Below are 17,099 nucleotides of genomic sequence, written 5' to 3'. Positions count from 1 at the left end.
TATCCTCCTCACTAGCTCCAGATTTGATCACCACTAACATATCGATCCTCCCTCTCAAGTTGTTTTAGTTGTGTGACGGGAATCGATGGCTGGTTCCTCCACATACAAACAGAGAGGGGACCTTCCTGTTCTCCCGGAAGGTCCCCTCTCTGTGCTAGCTACTTCGTGCTTGTTGCTACGTACTAACCACCGGCCGACCTCCCGGGCAAGGCGTAGTAACCAAAAAAGTAAAAGTAGTAGGCAAAGTAATAGCCCGACAGGCTGGCAAATCGGTGGAGGTAATCAAAAGAGGACGAGCGCAGGCTGGCTACTGCCTTAGAAGGGTTTATTTGCCTTGATAAGCTCTCGCTCGTATCGGAAGCCATCTCTTCCCTTACCACGTTTGTTGGTACGAAATGTACCATACTCACAACCGGAAGTCAAGACACGGCCTATATTTAACTTAGTGCAAATATTTAAGTTCAAAAATTGAATTAACTTGAATTTATATCTTGGTAGGTGTACAAATTTATTACCAAAATCTGTTTGCAAGTAAAAAAGGAGATCAAGATGGGTACGAGATCTAATCGAGTGAGGCTTTGGAGTCTGGTGACTTTGCTGGTGTTGCTGATGGCCACGCTGTTGGTGCCACCGGAGGCATCGGCCGCGGACAACCTGCGGGGCTCCTTCATGGGCAGCGCTTACAGCTCACAGGTGTCCGCGAACCTGCTGGAGATCAACTCCCAGCTGGGCAAGACCGTCTATACGCCGTGCCCTTGCAACGGCACGCGAGGGAAGGTGATTACTAACTCTCTGGCAAGCGTGCACGCGGGCAACATCCTGAACCTGGGAGCTGCCAAGGCATCAGTGCAGGCGTACAAGAAGCCCACATCGGCGTACGTAAGCAACGTCGCGGAGATCACAGGGCTTAACCTGCTGAACGGCCTGATCACTGCGGACGCTATCAAAGCCGTCGCCACCACCAGGGCGGACACCACCAAGGTGCAGAGCTTCTGGGGAGCGTCACGCTTCGTCAACCTAAAGGTCAACGGCAGAAGTATCCTCTCGGTGCGCGCCAACACTCGGATCGATCTGCCCGGGCTGGGCTACCTGGTGCTCCAGGAGGTGAAGCGCGAAGGTAACGACCGCAGCTACTCGACTGTGAGCATCGCAATGATCCATATCTACATCGATACAACCAACAGCCTCGGCCTGCCGGTGGGCGCGGAGATCGTGGTCGGCTATGCTAAGAGCGGATATACCCGCAGGGAGCCTAAAGCGATAGCAGGAGGGCAAGCATACACAGCGCTCGGAAAGGCGGCGGCAGGCAGCACGACGGGAAGGCTTGGGAAGGTTGCACTCGTTTCCCTTGGATGCCTGAGCGCCGCCAACAAAGCATACACTAACACCACTGCAGGCGCAAGCATCGCCGGCGGGATCCTGAGCACCGGCGTCGGCACCAACACCGCCGAGATCGCCACGAGCACGAACTCCACCAGCGTCACGACCACCAGCGAAGTGGCCAATATCAACCTGCTGGGAGGTGTGATAAGGGTCGATGGACTCAAAGCGGTGGCCTCGTCTTCCTGGGGCAGTAGTGGTGGCAACACATCCACAGATGGCAGCCAGTTCGCTAACCTGCGCATCCTAGGAGTAGTTGGCCTACCGCTAAACATCCCTCCCAACACGGAGGTGCCACTGATCGGCTTCGGGCGAGTAGTGCTGAACGAGCAAACCAGCAGCGTGACCTCGAGTGGCGCATCAGTCAGCGTCAATATGATCCACGTGTACATCACCACCCGCAATGTGCTCAACATACCGGTGGGCACCGAGATAATAGTGGGACACGCCAACTCGTCGATAAAACCGTTTGTGGACTAAGCTTACCTGGGTGTAGGGGCTCCCCCTACACCCACACCACGTCGGTTATCCCCGCATGCAGCCTGTCGGAAGAGGCTAACACCACGTGGGCCTCGGGCTCCAGCTGACCCCTCCTAAGCTCCACCATGAGCAAATGCTCGCCCTCGCTCAGATCCAGGTCCACGTAGTACCCACCGTAGCCGGAGTAGTTGGGCCTGACAGGGCCCTCATCTCTCACATCCACCACCAGCACCCCATCCAACCACGCCCTCACGGGGCAGCTTGCGGGCACCCCAAGCCTCACCCTCAGGTCCCTTGCCGCCCTCAGCCTCCCCCTCAGGTAGACCTCACGCCAGCCCACGGGCAGCACCTCCAGCGGCAACCTATTGCCCTCCGCCCAACATTCCTGCCACCCAAGATCTCCCCCATCCAAGGCCAACGCCCACTCCCACCTACGCCCCCTCACCAACACCACGGGCACGCCGAGATCAGCTGGCCTGCCCACCGGCTCGCACGCCAGGTACCCCAGCAGGCGGTTGCCCTCCCAATCCAAGGGGCTTACCTCCCACTCCAAGCTGGCGCTGCCTTGACCCTCCACCTGCAGCTCCCTCCTGCCGTAGCTCCTGCCACCCAGCACCAACTCGCACCCCACCTCCAGCACCTCGGGGTGGGGATTGCTGAGCTCCACCATGAGCCGCTTACCACCTCCTACGTAGGCCGGACCCTCTGGATAACTCACCCTGTAGTGCAGGCTCGTGCCCCTCACCTCGTAGCTCATTGGATCCCTCTCCCACAGCTCCCTGATGCCCTCATCGGCCATCAGCTCCTGGCGATCCTCGGGCATCCTTACCTTGCCATCCGGCATCCCGTGCCAGGCCAGCACCCTGTGTGCTGCCCTCACCACCCTCTCCGTCAGCTCCCCAAGCGTGCGCGGCACATGGTTATCCCCCTCCGATACGTGCCTGAGGCCTCCCCAAGACTCGTTGGTCGCTATCTCCTCCCCCAAGGGATCTACCCATCTGGCTGGCAGGCCCTTACGACCAGCTATTATCCCCAATAAGGCTCCCAGTGTAGCTCCGGTGCAGTCTGTGTCGTACCCACAGTTGACGGCCTTGCACAGCGCATCCCCAAAGTCTTCCCCCCACAGCCAACCTATCACCTCAAACCCCAGGTTGATCGGGGCGTACTGTGCCACTGGATGCCCCACCACTCGCAGCAGCTCCTCCCTGGCCTCCAGCCATCCCAGCCCCCGCTCGTGCGCCTCCAGCACCGTCTCGATCGCCACCCTCACCTTGCTCCAGGAAGGCACGTACGACAAGCCCACCTCCAACAACCCCTCTCTATCGGAAAGCACAAACGCTGCAGCCTCCAAAGCTGCGTGGAACATCTCCCCCCACACACCCTCCCCACCGGCGTGATCGCAGATCGCGTCTTCGTAGGCATAGCGCGCTGCCACCCGGGGCATCCCGGGGGCCACGCACGCCCAGATCTCAGAGCGGATGGGGCTGCCCATGCAGTCCACAAACCAATTGTTGAAGGCCCCACACACCGGCGGCCACAATCCCAGCCGCATGTTCGTCTTAGCAAGGCCGTACTCATCGAAGTTATAGCCTATGTGGTCCAGCCAGTAGCCCACCAGGTCCACAGCCCGCAGCCCCGGCCCCAACTCCTCCAGCGCCTTCAGCCACACCAGCTGCATCTCTAGGTCGTCGTTGGGGATGCCGCCCTCCCGCAGCTCGGGATACCACCACACGTCAAATGGCTCCCTCTGCCCCCAGGCACGCTCCAAAGGCGCCCCAAGCGTCCCCCCAGCGTTCTTCCCCAGCCAACATCCGTACACCTTATCCCTGAACTCCTCCCCGCCTACCTCTAGATGATCCATGATCGCCTCCTGGTGTTGCCAGCATCGGTATATACCGTCAGTATAGAACGATCCGGCCTTTGCCTGCAGGTCATCTAACAATCTACTAACAACCACACCTAACAATAGTAGTAACCTGTTAGATCACAGGACTACATATTACGCCCGGAGGAGTAGGCTATGTGAAGATCAGTCACGAAACTTATAAGATTACCTAAGTTCCTTGACATACAAGCTGAATAGCATCCATAAACTTCGCAACATAGGAGCTTGAGCTTATGCAAAAGTTTCTACGTTCTTTGTTAATATGTGTGCTATTGCTGCTATCTAGCTTCTCCAATACCGGCCCTAGGCAAGTTATTGCCCAAGGAGATGCTAAAGGGTTGAGCAACGAAGGGCAATCAGATCAGGCGTTGCTCAATTCCTTGAACGACCCCAAATTCGAGTACAACCGCGCGACGAACAAGATAAGCTATCTGGGAGGTACGCTGCAGGCACCCATCTACTTGACTCAAGACAAGCAACAGAGTCCGGAGGAGGCGGCCAGAGAGTTCCTGACGAACTATGGCACACTCTTTGGAGTAAGGGACCAGGCACGGGAACTAGCAGTCAAACGTGTCAACCACCTGGATCGTGGCCGGAAAAGCGTGCGCTTCCAGCAGGTATACAATGGTATACCCGTCATAGCTGGCGAGATGTACGTGCAGCTGGATGGAGAGAACAACGTGATCTCTGCCAACGGCGAGCTGTTACCCATTTGGACCCTAGATCTTACCCCATCGATATCAGCTGATGCTGCCCGGCGAGAAGCCCTACAGCTAGTGGCCGAGCAGTACAGGGTACCGATCGATCAGCTTCGAGCCACTAGTCCCCGACTATGGATATATGACCCCAGGCTGCTGGGCGCTCCATCCCTGCCCATAACCTCGCTGGTATGGCGCCTGGACGTGATCGGGGGCGATATGGGCAGCATCCAGGAGTTCGTGGCGGTGGACGCTCACACCGGCAAAGTACTGCTGCACTTCAACCAAGTACAGGATGCCAAGCAAAGAGAGGTTTGTGATAACAACAACGACCCTAGCTTGGGGCAACTCTGCTATAACCCAGTAAGGCGAGAGGGAGACCCGCCCTATTCCGTAGAGGAAGTGAACCACGCCTATGATTACTCCGGAGGAGTATACGATTTCTACCACGACAGGTTCGGGCGGGATAGCTTGGACGGTATGGGCCTCAAGTTAGTATCCACAGTCCGCTATTGCCCTGATTCGTACAATTGCCCATATGGAAACGCCTTCTGGAGCCCCACGTATAAACAGATGGTATACGGCGACGGGTACGCCTCGGCGGACGACGTAGTGGGACACGAGCTCACGCATGGTCTCACCCAGTTCACATCTGGGCTGTACTACTACTACCAGTCAGGGGCAATCAACGAGTCGCTCTCGGACGTGTTTGGGGAGCTGTACGACCTCACGAACAACGCTGGGACGGACACAAAGGCCACGCGCTGGTTATTGGGTGAAGATCTGCCAATTGGGGCTGTCAGGAACATGAAGGACCCAACACAGGAAGGTGATCCCGACAGGATGCGCAGTCCTTACTACTACTCGGGTTCAGGCGACAACGGTGGTGTGCACTACAACAGCGGGGTGAACAACAAGGCCGCTTATCTGATGACCGACGGAGGCACTTTCAACGGCAAGACCATACGCGGGCTGGGCATAGATAAGGTAGCCGCCATCTACTACGAGGTGGAGACCAACTTCCTGGTCTCAGGCAGCGACTACGCGGACTTGTACGTTGGGCTTCAACAAGCGTGCCTCAACCTCGTCGGCACTCACGGTATCACCGCAGCGGACTGCGGAGAAGTCAAGAAGGCCGTGGACGCCACGGAGATGAACCTCCAGCCTATAGACGCGAACGCTTCCGCGCCAGAGGCCCCGCTATGTCCTGCTGGGAAAATACCGCAGGATATCTTCTACGACAACTTAGAGAACCCTAACAGCGGTAACTGGACTATAACTACCAGAGTAGGCACTTCAACTTGGTATTACCCTCAAAATAACAACCCCTATAACTGGGACTTCAGCTACGCAACGAGCGGCAGAATCAGCATCTGGGGAGAAGAACCTTATAACCCAGAGGATGCCTCTATAGAGATGACTCGTGACGTGACTCTGCCGCCAAACGCGTACATGCACTTCAAGCACTCCTATGAGCTCGATCGTCGCTATGATGGTGGAGTATTGGAATACAGCACCGATAGAGGTACAACCTGGAAGGACACCCTCGATCTACAGGTGGACAACGGTTACAATGCATCGCTCGTGTACGGCGCTAGCTACGGTAACCCACTGGGCGCAAGGTTCGCTTTTACGGGTCTCAGCCATGGCTATATCTCTTCTAGACTGGACCTTTCGAGTCTATCAGGGAAAAACGTAAGGTTCAGGTTCAGGATCGGCATGGATGATTATGGTTCTGGAGATAGGGGCTGGTTCATAGACGACATACGTATATATCGATGCATTACTCCAGATACCACACCTCCGAGCGTGTCTGCCCCCAAAGCGTCCATCCAGAGCGGGGTGACTCTAGGCTACACCACCATACCCCTCCAGATATCCTGGTCCGCCAGCGACTCTAGCGGCATCAGGGGCTACCTGGTGCAGATGTCGACCTATAACAACGGCGCATGGTCTAGCTGGAGCACCATCTACAATGGTAGGGCTACCAGTATCACGAAGACCTTGGCGCCGGGCTCCTACAGATTTAGGGTACAGGCTACCGACAACGCGGGCAACTCCTCCACATCCTCCTACACCTCAACCACTATCTCGGCTATCCAGGAGAACTCCAAAGCCATCTCCTACTCCTCAGGATGGCAAAGAGTGGCTATATCCAGCGCCTACGGAGGCTACACTAAGTACCACTCCAAGTACGGTGCCAAGGCCTCCCTCGCCTTCCAAGGCAGGCAGGTGGCCTGGATAGCTCCCAAGGGTCCCAAACAAGGCAAGGCTGAGGTCTGGATGGATGGCAGCAAAGTGGCCACTGTCGACCTCTATGCCTCTACCAACTTGCCCAGAAAGGTTGTGTTCTCCAAGGCCTGGAGCAGCTCCGGCAGCCATACCATTGCTATAAAGGTGTTGGGCACCTCCGGCAGGCCCCGAGTGGATGTCGACGCTTTCGTGATCCTGCGCTGATCCATCTGGGGACTTCAGGATGCACCTGAAGTCCCCAGGGCCCACACCCATATGCCCTTACACCAAGACAACGTACAGGGAAGATGATCATGGTAGGCCTATAGACCTCAAAATTAGCCTTAGAGGTAGGGTGTCAGCCCACCGCCCACCTCCCGGGCAGCCTCTAGGAAGAAGCTTTGTTCCCTCAATCCCGCAGGGGCGTGGGCTGGTGGCTACAATAGGGGGTAATCCAGCTGGCCCCGACGAACAACAGCGGGATCTAGCCAGGTCTTGCATCTTCCAAGGATAGGCCAAGACGCAGCAAGAAATGCTCTTAGATCTGGAATGGGTGCAGCGAGGAGCTATCGCGACCAGACTGTTCAAGCACCTACATGTACGAGCTCTACGCTGTGGACAAGCCCAAGATCATCTACAAATAGGGAACAAGTCAACAGCCGTACGGAGGACGACCAACACTTTGTTGTTCCGTCCCAAGGACAAAAGCTGCCATGAGCGCCCGAATAGATGGGTTTAGCCCCCTAGCTGGACGACTGGGACCTAACGACCTGCTGGTTGTTGCCCACCAGGTCCTGGATCTGGTCGGTGGAGATGTGGGGCACGACCGTGACCGGTAGCACCACATGCCTGTAGGGCCTTTCTCCACCAGCCTTTATCCGCTCCATGAGCAGGCGAGCGGCCTCCACGCCCATGTGTCTGGAGGGCAGCACGGCCGTCATTGCTCCCAAGGTGTAGAGAGCCTCCGGGTTGTCATCTGCGGCGGATGCAAGGGCGATCCGATTCGCCTCCACCCCTATGCGACCGAGGTCCTTGGCGACCACCGTCAGCACGTGGCTGTTGGCCGCCAGGATCGCCGTGGGCCTGTAGGGGGCAGACATCCAACCACGCAGGATCGCCAGTCTACCATCCTCGGGCAGCGAGTCGTAAGGACGCAACGCGGTCAGATCGGGCACGACCTCGAGCCCGTGCTCCCGCAGCGCCTGCAGGTGCCCCGCAAGGTTCTCCTGCACACTCGTGCACGAGGTCTCGCCCCACACTGTGGCGATGTGCTTGTGCCCGCGCCCGATGAGCTCCTTGGTCAGCAGATACCCCGCCGACCAGCTGTCAGGCAGGACTCTGTCGGTCGGCACGTTCGGGTAGTAGCGGTCGACCATTACCACGGGCATACCCTCCTGCAGCAGTGCCTCTATATGTACGGCGTTGGGGGATCCATCAACCGGATACAGGACCACGCCCGCAGCTCCCGCCTGCCTGGCACGTCTGAGGTTCTGCACCTCCGCCTGCGCCGAGAGCATGGAGTCGAATAGGAGAGTGTGGAAGCCCTCCGCTCTACAGACCTCCTCTATGCCCCGGAGGATCTCGATGACGTGGTGCCCATGCAGCACCTCGAATATGCAGGCTATCAGCCTGCCCTCCCTGTGCCCTTGTGGCGGCGACTCCATCGTGCCCGTAACGAACGTCCCCAGCCCGCGCCTGCGGGTCAGCACGCCCTCGCGCACTAGGTCGTTGAGGGCACGGGCGGCGGTGATGCGGCTGACACCGAAGCGCCTGCACACCTCCTTCTCGGTGATGAACGACTGGCCAGGCACGAACCTGCCCTGCCGTATCTCGTTGAGCAGCGCCATCTTGATCTTGTAGTACTCCGGTAGCGGTCTGTCTTCCAGGCTCATCGGGCTCACCTCGGTTGATTTGTCAACACATCAAATATATCATAATCCGCGTTCGATCTCGATACCTGAGAACTTGGAGCAACGCACATGTGTGCATATATAGCAAAGATCGGAGCCTGATTATACTCTTCTCATTATTAGGCCCAAGCACCCCTTGAAAAATATATGTATTTGCAGTAAAGTGCAATAAGGAAAATATGCAGTATGACCAGAGGGAGGTGATGCATGACCAACCAAGCTCCCAAGATGACTATGGAGAGCGCCGTGGAGGTGCTCAAGCGGCAGGGCTGCAGGATAACTCCGCAGCGCATCATGATCCTGGAGTACCTATTATCCACCGATGACCACGTCACAGCCGAGGAGCTCTACGAGCGGGTCAAGCAGATGTACCCTCACATCAGCTTCTCCACGGTCTACAGGACCCTCGAGCTGCTGCGGGACGCCGGGCTCATCACCCAGACGGATCTCGGCAAGGGCACGTGGAGCTACCATCCCATAGACCGCGCCGACCACCATCACCTGATATGCTTGGGGTGCGGCGAGATGTGGGAGATACCTCAGGACACGTTCGATGAGGTGCACCGCCAGATCATGGAGCGCTACAACTTCGACGCCCTGATGGTGCACTACGCGATCTACGGCCACTGCGAGCGCTGTCGGTAGTTCTACACCGCCCTGAACCGTGGCTGCCTACCCTCCAACACAGCGAGTACATCATCCACGACCTCGCTCATCCTCTGCAGCGACTCCTCTGTATGGGATGCCATGTGAGGGGTAATCAGCACGTTGGGCAGCTCCAGTAGAGGGCTATCCGCTGGCAGAGGCTCGGGCTCAAACACATCCAGCGCCGCACCAGCGATCCAGCCCTCTCGCAACGCCTTTACCAGAGCGTCCTGATCTACCACCCCACCCCTGGAGGTGTTCACCAGGCACGAGGTCTTAGGCATGAGCCTCAGCTCCCTCTCCCCGAGCATGTGGTACGTGGACGGGAGCAAAGGCACGTGGAAGCTGACGAAGTCGGCCCTAGATAGCAGCTCCTCGAGATCCACCCTGATCGCTCGCAGGCCAGGTGGCAGCTGGGGCTCCACGACGTCGTAGAACATCACCTCCATAGAGAAGGCCAAGGAGCAGATCTCGGCTACGCGGCGACCTATCCTGCCCATGCCCACCACGCCCAGGATCTTGCCGAGCAGCTCCCTGCCCGTCAGTCGATAGCGAGCGCCCCAATCGCCCGCCCTCAGGGCCTCGTGGCCCTCATGCAGGCGCTTGGCTAGAGCGAGCATCATCCCGACAGCATGCTCCGCCACAGATTCGGCGTTGGCTTCTGGCGTGTACACGACAGCTATTCCTAGCTCCTTGGCAGCCTCCAGGTCGATATTGTCCAGGCCTACGCCATGGCGACCTATCACCCTAAGGCCATCAGCAGCCTCGAGCACGCTGCGCGTGAGCTTGCCACCAGCACGCACTACCACCCCCTGCACATCAGCTATCTGCCGGCGCAAGCTATCCTCATCGAGAGACTCCGCCATCACCACATCGGCATGGGCCCGCAGCTTACTCATGCCGCTCTCGTGTATAGGTTCCAGCACCAGCACTCTAGGTTTAGGCATAGGGCTAACCCTCCTCGTGGGGCAGCACCATGACCTTGACCTGCGAAGGGTCGCGCCTGGTCACCTGCAGGGCGGCTTCCGTCTCCGCCAGCGAGAAGTGACCGGTGACTATCTGCTCAGGACGAATCTTGCCTGTCCTTATCAGCTCGATCGCATCGGGGTAGGTGTTGGCGTACCTAAAGGTACCGGTGAGCCAGATCTCGTGCTGCTGCAGGTAGGCTACAGGTATCTCGACCGTCTCGCCAGGCCCCATACCCACCAGCACAGCAGTGCCCGCTGGTCTCAGGCTACTGATACCATCCTTGACCGCCGTGGGACTACCGGAGCACTCTATCAGCACATCGGCCTCCACCCCAGCCTCCGACAGAGGATTGCTACGAACGTTGATCGTCTGACTGGCACCCAACTTGCGGGCGAATTCCAAGCGTTCATCTACCACGTCGGTGACGGTCACTTTGGCTGCGCCCAGCGCGTACGCCGACAGCATAGCGAGCAGTCCTATAGGGCCCGCGCCAGTGATGAGCACATGGTCCCCGCCACGCAGGCGAGCTTTGCGGCAAGCCCATAATCCAACGGACACGGGTTCTACTAGAGCGCCCGCATCGTCGGAGATCTCATCGGGCAGAGGATAGGCGAAGTCCTCGTGGATCGTGACATAGCGCGCGAAGGCGCCATCGACCGGGGGCGTAGCGAAGAACTTGACGTACGGGCACAGGTTGTACCTGCCGGCACGGCACTCCCGGCAGGTCCCGCAGGGCACACCCGGCTCCAGCGCCACCCTCTCACCCACCTGGTGCTTCGTGACCTCGCTGCCTAGGCCAACCACCACACCCATAGACTCGTGGCCGAGGATCAGTGGAGCTTCTACCACGAAGCTACCTATCCTACCGTGCTCGTAGTAGTGCACGTCGGAGCCACATACGCCAACAGACCTGACCTCCACCAGCACCTCTCTGGGGCCCGGTACCGGCACTGGACGCTCCTCCAGGCGCACGTTATGGGGGGCGTACAGCACAGCTGCTTTGTTCTGCATAACCTTGCTCTCCTTTCTAGCTTGTAGACCTAACTGCCGGGTTCTAGTACAACCTTAATAGACGGCGTGCGCGCCTGCATGATCTCGATCCCCTTATGAAAGTCCGCCAGCGGCAGGCGATGAGTCACTATATCGTCCATGGGCAACTTGCCCTTGCGGATCATGTCGATCGCGATGGGGTAGCAGTACGGGCCAAGGTGAGCCCCGTGTATATTGAGCTCTTTGGTATCGCCTATGATCGTCCAGTCCACGGTCACGGGCTCTCGCATCACGCTGAACTCGACGAAAGTACCAAGCTTGCGGATCATCCGCAGACCCTGCTCTACGGCCGCAGGATGGCCGGTAGCCTCTATGTACACATCGCAACCGTAACCCTCAGTGAGCCCTAGCACCTCCTCCACTACGTCCACCCTGGAGGGGTTGAGGGTAAGGTCCGCCCCGCATTTACGGGCCACCTCCAGGCGGTGGTCCACGAGATCCACTACGACCAGCAGGCGAGGGTTCCTCATCCGCGCCGCGGCGACCATGCCCAGGCCCAAGGGCCCGGCGCCAGCGATCACCACCACGTCCTCGAACTTGATCTCCCCTCTGTCGACGGCGTGGATGGCGCAGGCCAGCGGCTCTATGAAGGCCGCGTGGTGAGGGGGGATATCGGATGGCACCTTATAGTTGATAGCATCGGCTGGCCACAGCATGTACTCAGCCATGGCACCGAAGGTGCGTTGCCTGAAGCCATAGACATCGTGCTGCTGACACATCCAGTACTGGCCACGCTTGCAGAACCTGCACTGCCAGCAAGGCACTATCTGCTCGGAGACCGCCAGATCCCCTACCTGCAGGCCGTACTTCTCACCTGCCCCCTCACCCAGCGCAACCACGTAGCCCACAAACTCATGTCCTGGGATCACCGGTGGTTGGCAGTAACCGGCCCTGTGCTCATCCCCCCAGAACATGGGTGCACCCGTGTAGCATTTGAGATCGCTTGCGCATATGCCCACGGCAGGCACACGAACGAGCACCTCGCCAGGTCCCGGGATCGGCACGGGGCGCTCCTCCACCCTGTAGTCCTCTGGACCATAACACACTACGGCCTGCATAGTCTTAGGTAATTCTGAAGCCACGGCATCACCTCCTGTGATCATCCTCTCGCGATGATTATGGCTCCTATTATGACCGAAAGGACCGTGGCTATCCATATCGGAAGCAAAGACTCCACGAACCTCATCCAAAAAAGGTGAACGGCCACGAGCAGCACGATGCTGATGAAGCATCTATCAAAGAGGTTAGTCTCTATAGGCAGGAAACCTTTTCTACCCTCATGTTCCTCTGGTGGCACGAAGCCTTTTGCACTTGCCATGACCCTACTCCTTCACAGCACCGAAAGTAAGTCCCATCACTATGTAGCGCTGCACGAGCGCCAGGAAGATCAGCGCGGGCAACAGGGCGACCATCGACACTGCAGCCATCTCACCCCAGTTGGTGCCGGTAACCGTCACGAACTCCGCCAGGCCGGTGGTGATGGTGCGGGCGTTGACGCTGGTGAGAGTGGCCGCCAGCAGGTACTCGTTCCATGAGAAGACCCAGCTGAATATGGCGCTGATGGCTATCCCCGGAGCCGCCAGCGGCACGATGATCCTCAGGAGGACGGTCTTCACATCAGCGCCATCGGCCATGGCGGCCTCGTCCAGCTCCACCGGAATGCCATCTATAATGCCCTTGAGCAGCCATATGGCGAAGGGCAGGTTGAACACCGTGTAGAAGAGGATGAGCCCCAGGCGCGTATCGAACAGGTCCCAGCCACCGAACTTGAATATACGAGTGAACAGCAGGAATAGCGGCAGCAGGAATGCCGCCGGGGGAGCCATCCTGTTGGTGATAGTCCAGAAGAAGATGTTCTGCTCGCCCTTGAGCCTCCAGCGCGATAGGGCATAGGTGGCCATCACAGCCAGCACGGCCACTAGGATCGCATTACAGGAGGAGACTATGATGGAGTTGAGTAGGTACCTTCGGAAGGTAGCGTCGCCGAAGAAGCTGGTGTAGTTCTCGGTGTACACGCCATGAATCATCAGCGAAGGGGTACCAAACAGCTGCACCCTGCTGCGGATGGACACCAGAAACATCCAGTATATAGGCAGGAGCGTGATCAATGTGGCTACTATCCACACCAGATACGTTAGTATGTTGCCCCTTAGCTTGCCAGCCACAGCTCTCTCTTTGCTCATGTTACCCTACTCCCTCTGCTCGTGATGGCTACAAACAGCAGCCAGCTAAGCACGATCGTGAAGTACAGCAGCAGCATGCTCATAGCCGAACCATACCCGTAGTCGGTCTTGGGGAAGACCTCGCGCCACAGGTGGATGCCGGTGTACCTGGTGGCGGCCCCCGGCCCACCACCAGTTAGCATCCACACCTCATCCACGATGCGCAGGGCGTCCATGATGCGTATGAACAGAGTAGTAAGCATCACGGGCCTGATCATAGGCAGCGTGAGGTAGCGGAAGATCTGGAAAGCGTTGGCACCATCCACCTGGGCGCTCTCAAAGGGTTCCCTGGGAAGGGAGATCAGTCCCGCAAGGAGCGTAAGGGTAACCAGGGGAGTCCAGTGCCACACGTCCATGAGCACCGTGGTCCAGAAGGCTTGCCCGCTGTAGCGCCCTATGTTGTAGTCGATGTGGAACCACTGCTGCAGGTAGTAGGGCACAGGACCGAACCCTGGAATCATCATCAGCCGCCAGGTAGCACCCACAGCGATCGGTGCGACCATGAGCGGCAACGCGTGGATGGTCCTGAAGAAGGCCTTGCCGGGGAACTCCCTGGTGAGGAGCTGCGCCAGCAGGAAGCCCAGCACCATCTCGCTGAGCACCGCCCAGAAGGTGAACTTGATGGTGATCCAGAGCGAGCTAAGAAAAGCCTGGTCGAACACCAACCTGCGGTAGTTCTCCAGCCCCGCGAAGGACAGCCCTGCCTGGGCGGAGAACACGTTCCAGTTGAAGAAGCTCACGTACAGCACATAGAAGAAGGGCGCCAGCCCCGTCACAGCTAGTACTATGAGGGTGGGCGCCAGTAGCGCCCACCCAGTTCTTGCAGACCACATACACCACCACCTACTTCCCGTAGCCTAGTCTCTGCATCTCTTCCTCCGCGGCCTTGGCGGCCTCGTCCAGGGCTTGATCAGGACTCATCTGTCCAGATATAGCCTTGTAGATGAACGGAGCCACAACCTCCCTGACCTGCGCATGGAATGGGAACGGAGGAGCACCAGCGAACAGGTCACCGTACTTGCGCATCAGGGTGAAGTAGCCACCAGTCTTTTGGTCAACTTCTTTGACCAGCGGATCGTCAAAGGTCTCGGTGAGGGTGATGCGGGCCGTCTTGGCTGCCCACTCGGGCTGCACCGATGGCTGACCTATGTACTCCAGCCACAGCAGCGCGCACTTCTGCTTCTTGGAAGAGTAGGGTATGGCGAAGGCCCCACCGTCGTAGTAGCCTATGTAGCCCTTGCCGGACTTGGCATCCTGCATCACTCCAGGAGCTGTTGGTGGGAGGGCCACACCCACCTTGCCCACCACCTTGGACCTAGATGGATCGGTGGCGATCCAAGCTACGTTCTCACCGTAGATCCAGCCCTGAGCGGCCCTACCAGCGGCGAACGTGGCCGCCACCTCGTCCCAAGTGCTGTTGGTCGACTCAGGCGGAGCATACTTGAGCATGTCAAGCCAGAACTTGAGGGCTTGCTTGGCCTTGGCGCTGTTCATTTGGCCACCGTGCTCTACCGTGGCCTTGTAGGTCTTGGTGTTGATACCCCAGTTGTATATGCCCCAGCTAGGGAATATCGTCTCCACTAGCTCGTAGAAGGAGGCTGGATGTCCGGAGGCCGCCTGCACCGTGGTGCCCCACAGCTGCATGTTGTGGTCCTTACCCCATTTGGTGAAGAACTCCGCGATCTGCCTGTATTCTTCGAAGTTCTTGGCAGGGGCTAGGTCGTGCCCGTACTGCTTCTTGAAGGCAGCCCTTATCTCTGGGTCCTCAAAGAGGTCCTTCCTATAGACATAGGTCTTGATGAACGACTCCATCGGCACACCATACAGATGCCCGGTCTTGGGGTCCTTGAAGTAGTTGATGAACGAGGTGAACTTGTTCAGATCGAAGGTAGGAGCCTTCAGGTCGGGGTTCTCCTCCATCATCTTGGTGAGATCGACCAAGAAGTTGCGGGCCATGTAGCCGTAGACTATATCCTGCTCCGTGTAGACGAAGTCGTAGATGCCCGTCTTGGCCTCCATGTCCTTGATGGCCTTGTCGTACATCTGGTCCCAAGAGGTGGTCTCCAGCTCGACTTTGATGCCAGTAGCCTGCTCGAACTGCTTGGCCAACACATCGGCGGCATACTTGGAGGGCGGAGTGCTCTCGGTGACTCCCCTGATGGTCTGCCCCACACACGCTGCCTTCTCAGCGGCGGATCGCCACCACTGATCGCTCGCTGCTCCCTGCGTGGGCTGTGGAGACTGCCCAGCCTGCGCAGGGGTAGGAGATGCACTGGGTGATGCCGAAGGTGCGGCCGAAGGAGACGGACTAGCAACCGATGGTGATGGGGACGGAGACGTAGTCTGCCCAACTGTCGGGGTCTGTCCCGCTTGCCCTCCACACGCACCCAGTAGCAGCGCGAGGATGAGCACCGGTAACAGATAGGATTTGAGTTTACCTGGACTCGAGTTCATTGCCGAAACCTCCTTGCACCTGAACTGGTGCCGATTAAGATATCACCTCTCCCTGCCAAGTTCAATATCTTCTGGGCACATTGTTGCTAAATATGCACAAATGTGCATTTAAGATACTTTTCATAGGTTGTTAAGGGGTGTTTTATTGCACACTTGCTCAGCTATATCTATAATTTTCCCATAAGGGTGGAGGTTGGATGTCGCCTAGAACGAGGGAGTCTCTGGAAAACACCTTGATGCTGGCTGAGATCGCCCAGCTCTACTACATGGACGGGCTGACTCAGGATGAGATAGCACGCCGTGTTGGTCTGTCTAGATCCCACGTGTCCAGGATGCTGAAGAGCGCCAGGGAGTCTGGCTTGGTAGAGGTGCGCATCAACCATCCCCTGCAAAGAGATAGCCGCCTGGAGGGCGAGCTGAAGGCAAGGTTCAACCTCAAGGACTGCGTGGTGCTAGCTCGCCAGACCAATAGCATGTTTGGTCTAGACACGGGCAAGAAGGTGGGAGCCCTGGCAGCCAGGTACCTCCAGAAGATCATCCGGCAGGGCAGCACCATAGGCCTGGGCTGGGGCAGCGCCGTCTATGAGACGGTGAGCAGCGGGTACCTGACGCCAAAGAAGGATGTCAAGGTGGCTCAGCTTATGGGCAGCATAGGAGGTGTGACTCCAGACATAGATGGAGCTCAGATAGCCTCACAGCTGGGTAACATGCTGGGGGCCACCGTGTACTACTTGCACGCACCGATGATAGTCACGGACAGCTCGGTCAGGCAGGGACTGCTGCGCGACCAGCACATCCGGCGGACGCTCGAGGTCGCCCGGCGGTCAGACATCACCCTCGTCTCCGTCGGCTTGGTGAGCCAGAGGTCGGGGCTCTACAGGGCAGGGTACCTCAACGATGCCGATCTGGAGTACATAGCCGGGCAGGGAGCGGTGGGCGACATCTGCGGCACATTCTTCATGCTCGACGGCTCGATAGCCCCGCTGGAGATTCACGACAGGATATTAGCCGTATCGAGCGACGTCCTAAGGGCCGTGCCCAACAAAGTGGGGGTGAGTTGGGGAGAGCACAAGGCGCTGGCCAACATCGGGGCCGCGAGGGCGGGACTGATCAACATCCTCGTGACGGACGAGGACGCAGCCCTGGCGATGTTAGCCCACAAAGACTGATGAGA

At 58.2% G+C, this 17,099-nt stretch carries 14 protein-coding genes; 4 read left to right on the top strand and 10 right to left on the bottom strand.

Features of this window, described 5'->3' with window-relative positions; genetic code table 11:
- Positions 1-182: 182 nt before the first annotated feature.
- The gene (locus tag N2245_RS08275) at positions 183-404 is read right to left on the bottom strand and encodes a hypothetical protein (RefSeq protein ID WP_494536265.1); all 222 of its coding nucleotides are present in this window, start codon (positions 402-404) and stop codon (positions 183-185) included.
- A 145-nt stretch (positions 405-549) separates the two neighbouring features.
- Here N2245_RS08275 and N2245_RS08270 point away from each other — a divergent pair, with 145 nt between their 5' ends.
- On the top strand, positions 550-1,860 hold the full coding sequence (locus N2245_RS08270) for a choice-of-anchor P family protein (RefSeq protein ID WP_494536264.1): 1,311 nt from the start codon (positions 550-552) through the stop codon (positions 1,858-1,860).
- Between the two features lie 25 nt (positions 1,861-1,885).
- Here the strand turns inward: N2245_RS08270 and N2245_RS08265 are convergent, their stop codons facing one another.
- Positions 1,886-3,721, bottom strand: coding sequence for an ADP-ribosylglycohydrolase family protein (locus N2245_RS08265; protein WP_494536263.1), 1,836 nt, complete (start codon positions 3,719-3,721; stop codon positions 1,886-1,888).
- A gap of 362 nt (positions 3,722-4,083) precedes the next feature.
- On the opposite strand from N2245_RS08265, the gene N2245_RS08260 reads away from it, so the two are divergent.
- Positions 4,084-6,900: a M4 family metallopeptidase gene (locus N2245_RS08260; RefSeq protein WP_494536262.1), complete on the top strand. Its 2,817-nt coding sequence runs from the start codon at positions 4,084-4,086 to the stop codon at positions 6,898-6,900.
- A 518-nt stretch (positions 6,901-7,418) separates the two neighbouring features.
- On the opposite strand, the gene N2245_RS08255 is transcribed toward N2245_RS08260, so the two are convergent.
- Positions 7,419-8,567 (bottom strand): LacI family DNA-binding transcriptional regulator, encoded by a 1,149-nt coding sequence (locus N2245_RS08255; protein ID WP_494536261.1) that lies wholly within the window; start codon positions 8,565-8,567, stop codon positions 7,419-7,421.
- Between the two features lie 225 nt (positions 8,568-8,792).
- On the opposite strand from N2245_RS08255, the gene N2245_RS08250 reads away from it, so the two are divergent.
- Positions 8,793-9,230, top strand: coding sequence for a Fur family transcriptional regulator (locus N2245_RS08250; RefSeq protein ID WP_494536260.1), 438 nt, complete (start codon positions 8,793-8,795; stop codon positions 9,228-9,230).
- Positions 9,231-9,232: 2 nt separating this feature from the next.
- Here the strand turns inward: N2245_RS08250 and N2245_RS08245 are convergent, their stop codons facing one another.
- The 7 genes from N2245_RS08245 to N2245_RS08215 are packed head-to-tail and all read right to left on the bottom strand — an operon-like array spanning position 9,233 to position 15,925.
- Positions 9,233-10,177, bottom strand: coding sequence for a hydroxyacid dehydrogenase (locus tag N2245_RS08245; protein ID WP_494536259.1), 945 nt, complete (start codon positions 10,175-10,177; stop codon positions 9,233-9,235).
- A 4-nt stretch (positions 10,178-10,181) separates the two neighbouring features.
- Positions 10,182-11,210 carry an NAD(P)-dependent alcohol dehydrogenase gene (locus N2245_RS08240; RefSeq protein ID WP_494536258.1) on the bottom strand — a complete coding sequence of 343 codons (1,029 nt, stop codon included), beginning with the start codon at positions 11,208-11,210 and terminating at the stop codon, positions 10,182-10,184.
- Positions 11,211-11,239: 29 nt separating this feature from the next.
- On the bottom strand, positions 11,240-12,352 hold the full coding sequence (locus N2245_RS08235) for an MDR/zinc-dependent alcohol dehydrogenase-like family protein (protein WP_494536257.1): 1,113 nt from the start codon (positions 12,350-12,352) through the stop codon (positions 11,240-11,242).
- Positions 12,349-12,567 (bottom strand): DUF2160 family membrane protein, encoded by a 219-nt coding sequence (locus tag N2245_RS08230; RefSeq protein WP_494536256.1) that lies wholly within the window; start codon positions 12,565-12,567, stop codon positions 12,349-12,351. Before N2245_RS08230 ends, N2245_RS08235 begins: the two co-directional genes overlap by 4 nt.
- 4 nt (positions 12,568-12,571) lie before the next feature.
- The gene (locus tag N2245_RS08225; RefSeq protein ID WP_494536255.1) at positions 12,572-13,432 is read right to left on the bottom strand and encodes a carbohydrate ABC transporter permease; all 861 of its coding nucleotides are present in this window, start codon (positions 13,430-13,432) and stop codon (positions 12,572-12,574) included.
- On the bottom strand, positions 13,429-14,304 hold the full coding sequence (locus N2245_RS08220; RefSeq protein ID WP_494536254.1) for a carbohydrate ABC transporter permease: 876 nt from the start codon (positions 14,302-14,304) through the stop codon (positions 13,429-13,431). The genes N2245_RS08225 and N2245_RS08220 overlap by 4 nt, the downstream gene beginning before the upstream one ends.
- Before the next feature lie 10 nt (positions 14,305-14,314).
- Positions 14,315-15,925 (bottom strand): extracellular solute-binding protein, encoded by a 1,611-nt coding sequence (locus tag N2245_RS08215; protein ID WP_494536253.1) that lies wholly within the window; start codon positions 15,923-15,925, stop codon positions 14,315-14,317.
- A gap of 197 nt (positions 15,926-16,122) precedes the next feature.
- Here N2245_RS08215 and N2245_RS08210 point away from each other — a divergent pair, with 197 nt between their 5' ends.
- The gene (locus N2245_RS08210) at positions 16,123-17,094 is read left to right on the top strand and encodes a sugar-binding transcriptional regulator (RefSeq protein ID WP_494536252.1); all 972 of its coding nucleotides are present in this window, start codon (positions 16,123-16,125) and stop codon (positions 17,092-17,094) included.
- The last annotated feature ends 5 nt before the right edge of the window (positions 17,095-17,099 follow it).

Source organism: Thermobaculum sp. T2p, assembly GCF_059335935.1.
Note: the sequence above shows the minus strand (reverse complement) of the source record. Positions and strands in the feature narration are given on the sequence as shown.

What these genes read in the sequence shown, in the direction of transcription:
- N2245_RS08275 (WP_494536265.1), bottom strand. Translation starts at nt 404, where the DNA reads ATGGTACATTTCGTACCAACAAACGTGGTAAGGGAAGAGATGGCTTCC.
- N2245_RS08270 (WP_494536264.1), top strand. Translation starts at nt 550, where the DNA reads ATGGGTACGAGATCTAATCGAGTGAGGCTTTGGAGTCTGGTGACTTTG.
- N2245_RS08265 (WP_494536263.1), bottom strand. Translation starts at nt 3,721, where the DNA reads ATGGATCATCTAGAGGTAGGCGGGGAGGAGTTCAGGGATAAGGTGTAC.
- N2245_RS08255 (WP_494536261.1), bottom strand. Translation starts at nt 8,567, where the DNA reads ATGAGCCTGGAAGACAGACCGCTACCGGAGTACTACAAGATCAAGATG.
- N2245_RS08250 (WP_494536260.1), top strand. Translation starts at nt 8,793, where the DNA reads ATGACCAACCAAGCTCCCAAGATGACTATGGAGAGCGCCGTGGAGGTG.
- N2245_RS08245 (WP_494536259.1), bottom strand. Translation starts at nt 10,177, where the DNA reads ATGCCTAAACCTAGAGTGCTGGTGCTGGAACCTATACACGAGAGCGGC.
- N2245_RS08240 (WP_494536258.1), bottom strand. Translation starts at nt 11,210, where the DNA reads ATGCAGAACAAAGCAGCTGTGCTGTACGCCCCCCATAACGTGCGCCTG.
- N2245_RS08235 (WP_494536257.1), bottom strand. Translation starts at nt 12,352, where the DNA reads ATGATCACAGGAGGTGATGCCGTGGCTTCAGAATTACCTAAGACTATG.
- N2245_RS08230 (WP_494536256.1), bottom strand. Translation starts at nt 12,567, where the DNA reads ATGGCAAGTGCAAAAGGCTTCGTGCCACCAGAGGAACATGAGGGTAGA.
- N2245_RS08225 (WP_494536255.1), bottom strand. Translation starts at nt 13,432, where the DNA reads ATGAGCAAAGAGAGAGCTGTGGCTGGCAAGCTAAGGGGCAACATACTA.
- N2245_RS08220 (WP_494536254.1), bottom strand. Translation starts at nt 14,304, where the DNA reads ATGTGGTCTGCAAGAACTGGGTGGGCGCTACTGGCGCCCACCCTCATA.
- N2245_RS08215 (WP_494536253.1), bottom strand. Translation starts at nt 15,925, where the DNA reads ATGAACTCGAGTCCAGGTAAACTCAAATCCTATCTGTTACCGGTGCTC.
- N2245_RS08210 (WP_494536252.1), top strand. Translation starts at nt 16,123, where the DNA reads ATGTCGCCTAGAACGAGGGAGTCTCTGGAAAACACCTTGATGCTGGCT.